Origin of the sequence: Mycobacterium simulans, assembly GCF_900232995.1 — a bacterium.
GTDB lineage: Bacteria > Actinomycetota > Actinomycetes > Mycobacteriales > Mycobacteriaceae > Mycobacterium > Mycobacterium simulans.
The window spans coordinates 1-3,108 of sequence record NZ_OCVX01000018.1; the positions used below are offsets into that span (position 1 = coordinate 1).

General features: G+C 74.5%; 1 protein-coding gene and 1 pseudogene. Both read left to right on the forward strand.

Annotation, left to right across the window (positions count from 1 at the left end):
- A pseudogene (locus tag MSIMFI_RS29115) lies at positions 1 to 1,923 on the forward strand (PE family protein); the annotation flags it as partial.
- 162 nt (positions 1,924 to 2,085) lie between these two features.
- Positions 2,086 to 3,108, forward strand: a 1,023-nt coding sequence (locus MSIMFI_RS26455) for a PE family protein (protein ID WP_191499899.1), incomplete at its 3' end; no start/stop codon positions are given.

Consider the following 3,108-nt stretch of genomic DNA (forward strand, 5'->3'; position numbering starts at 1 on the left):
AGCCAGAACGGCGATGGCGGCGGCACCGGCGGCACCGGCGGCAGTGCAACCATCGCGGGCGGAAACGGAATTGCCGCCGGCGGCAGCGGCGGCAATGGCGGCACCAGCGTCACAGGAGCCGGCGGCGACGGTGGTAACGGCGGCAGCGCAACCGTCGCGGCCGGCGGTGGCAACGCCATCGGCGGCGACGCCGGCCGAGGCGCGGGCGGCGCTTCTCGAGGAGGCAACGGCGGCGCCGGAGGAGAAGCGAACAACTACGGAACTGGAAACGCCGACGGCGGCAGGGGTGGCAACGCCAGCTTCGCCAACAACGGCACCGGTGGTATAGGCGGTAACGGCGGAAACGCATCCGTCGCGGGCGGCGGGATCGCCGTCGGCGGCGATGGCGGCAGCGGCGGTGACGGTGCGACCGGCGGGAACAGCGGCGGTACTGGAGGCGCCGCGTTCAACTTCGGAACCGGAAGCGCCTTCGGCGGCGCCGGTGGTACCGGGGGCTTCAGCGGCGCCGGAATCGGCGGCTTGGGCGGTAGCGGCGGCAACGCAACGAGCGCGGGCGGAAACGGAATTGCCGCTGGCGGCAGCGGCGGTAACGGCGGCACCAGCGCAACATTCATCGGCGGCGACGGCGGTGCCGGCGGCGGCGCGTCCGTCGATGCCGGCGGTGGAAACGCCATCGGCGGCAACGGCGGCCAAGGCGGCGTCGGCTCATCCGGCGCAGGCAACGGGGGAACGGGAGGGGAAGGGATCAACTACGGAGCCGGAAACGGCATCGGCGGCAAGGGCGGCACCGGGGGCAACATCGGCAACGGCGGGCTAAACCCCGGGGCCGCCGCGGGCAACGGCGGCACCGGCGGAGCCGGCCAAACCTACGGAGCCGGAAACGCCAACGGCGGCAACGGCGGCCGGGGCGGTGACGGCTACGTCGGCGGCAGCGGCGGCACCGGCGGCGCCGGCCAAACCTACGGAGCTGGAAACGCCATCGGCGGCATCGGCGGTAACGGCGGCAGCGGGTCCACAGGCCTCGGGGGCGACGCCGGCACCGGCGGCAGCGCGACCAACCTATCGGGAACCGGAGCGGGAAACGCCACCGGCGGCAGTGGCGGGCAGGGCGGCAGCGGCGGTGCCGGCGGGAAGGGCGGCGCCGGCGGCAGCGGCTACACCAACGGGATTGGAAACGCAACCGGTGGCAACGGCGGGAACGGGACTACCTACGGCGGTGACGGCGGTAGCGGGACGCGGTTTGCCACAGTCGGCGGCGGTACCGCCACCGGCGGCGACGGCGGCAGCGGCGCGGTTGGCGGAGCCGGAGGCAGGGGCCTCGCCTTTTCCGGGGACGCCCGTGGCGGCATGGGCGGAACCGGCACCTTGGTCGGCGGCGACGGCGGCGAGGCCTTGAACGGCGGAGCCGGAAACGCCATCGGCGGCGACGGCGGCGACGGGGCCTCCGCCACCGGCGGAAACGGCGGAAACGGCGGCAGCGGCGGTCAAGCCACCAACACCGGAACCGGAAACGCCGTCGGCGGCACCGGAGGCGACGGCGGCGATAGCTCCGGCGGCTCCGGTGGCAAGGGCGGCAATGGCGGTAAAGCGACCGTCATGGCCCCCTTTGGGGGATCGCCTGGCCCCGGTAGCGCGGCGGGCGGCCTCGGTGGGAACGGCGGCAATGGCGACAGCGGCGGAAACGGCGGCAGCGGCGGTCAGGCAATTAACCATGGAACCGGATCTACCGCAGGTGGCGCCGGCGGCGGCGGCGGAGACGGCGTCGGAAACAACAGTGGCGGCGGTGACGGCGGCGCGGGCGGCGATGCAAAGGCAGTCAATACGGGTCTAGCCACCGCCGGCATCGGCGGCACCGCGGGGCAGGGGGGACCGAGCGGTACGAACGGTTCACCAGGCCCCAGCGGAACCGTCAGCGCGCTTTAGCGCGACTGGCGGCGCCGCCAGCTGCACCTCGATCTGTCGGAGTGGGGTAGTTCGAGGAGTGGTCAGTAGTGGGGATTAGGTAGCCGGCTACGGACTCCGTTACGCGCTTGCGGGTTGACGATGCGACCGGTCGGAATTTCTTCGTTGTGATGGAGGCCGCTCATGTCGTCGTTTGTGATCGCGACGCCCGGATTCTTGATGGCGGCCACGCGGGACTTGACCACGATTGAGCAGGCGGTTGGGGCCGCCAATGCGGCGGCGGCCAGCTCAACGACACGGGTGCTGGCCGCCGCCGAAGATGAGGTGTCGGCAGCGATCGCAAGGTTGTTTGGCGCCTACGGCTACGAATATCAGGCGCTGAGCGTGCAGGCGGCGGTGTTTCACGCCCAGTTTGTGCAGGCGCTGGATGCTAGCGCCCAGGCGTATGCGGCAGTCGAGGCTGCCACCGCCTCGCAGTTGCAGACCCTGGGGCAGGACACGCTGGGCGTGATCAACGCCCATACCCAGGCGCTGCTGGGCCGCCCGCTGATCGGCAACGGCGCCGACGGCACGGCCGCCCACCCCGACGGTGGGGCCGGTGGACTGCTCTACGGCAACGGCGGCAACGGCTATTCCCCAGCGGTAGCCGGCGGGTCGGGCGGCAGCGGCGGGGCCGCCGGGCTCGTCGGCAACGGCGGGGCCGGCGGCAACGCCGGTGCCGGCGGCGTCGGCGGTAAAGGTGGCGCCGGCGGCAGCGGTGGATGGCTCTACGGCACCGGCGGGGCCGGCGGCAACGCCGGCGCCGGCGGCATCGCCGGCAACGGCGGAGCTGCTGGGCTGATCGGCACCGGCGGAGCGGGCGGCATCGGCGCCGGACACGGCGTCGGTGGTGCGGGCGGTCAGGGCGGACTGCTCTACGGCACCGGCGGAGCTGGGGGCAACGGCGGCATTGGCGGCATCGGCGGTCAGGGCGGGGCGGCCGGGTTGATCGGCACCGGCGGAGCAGGCGGTAACGGCGCAGGAAACGGCGACGGCGGTCTCGGGGGCCAGGGGGGGTTGCTCTACCGCAGCGGCGGGGCCGGCGGCAACGGCGGGGGGGGGGGGGGGGCCGCCGGGCCGGGGGGGGGGGGCCGGGGGGGCGGGGCCCGGGGGGCGGGGGGGCGAGGGGGGGGGGAAGGGGGGGGGGGGGGGGGGGGGCGCCGGGGG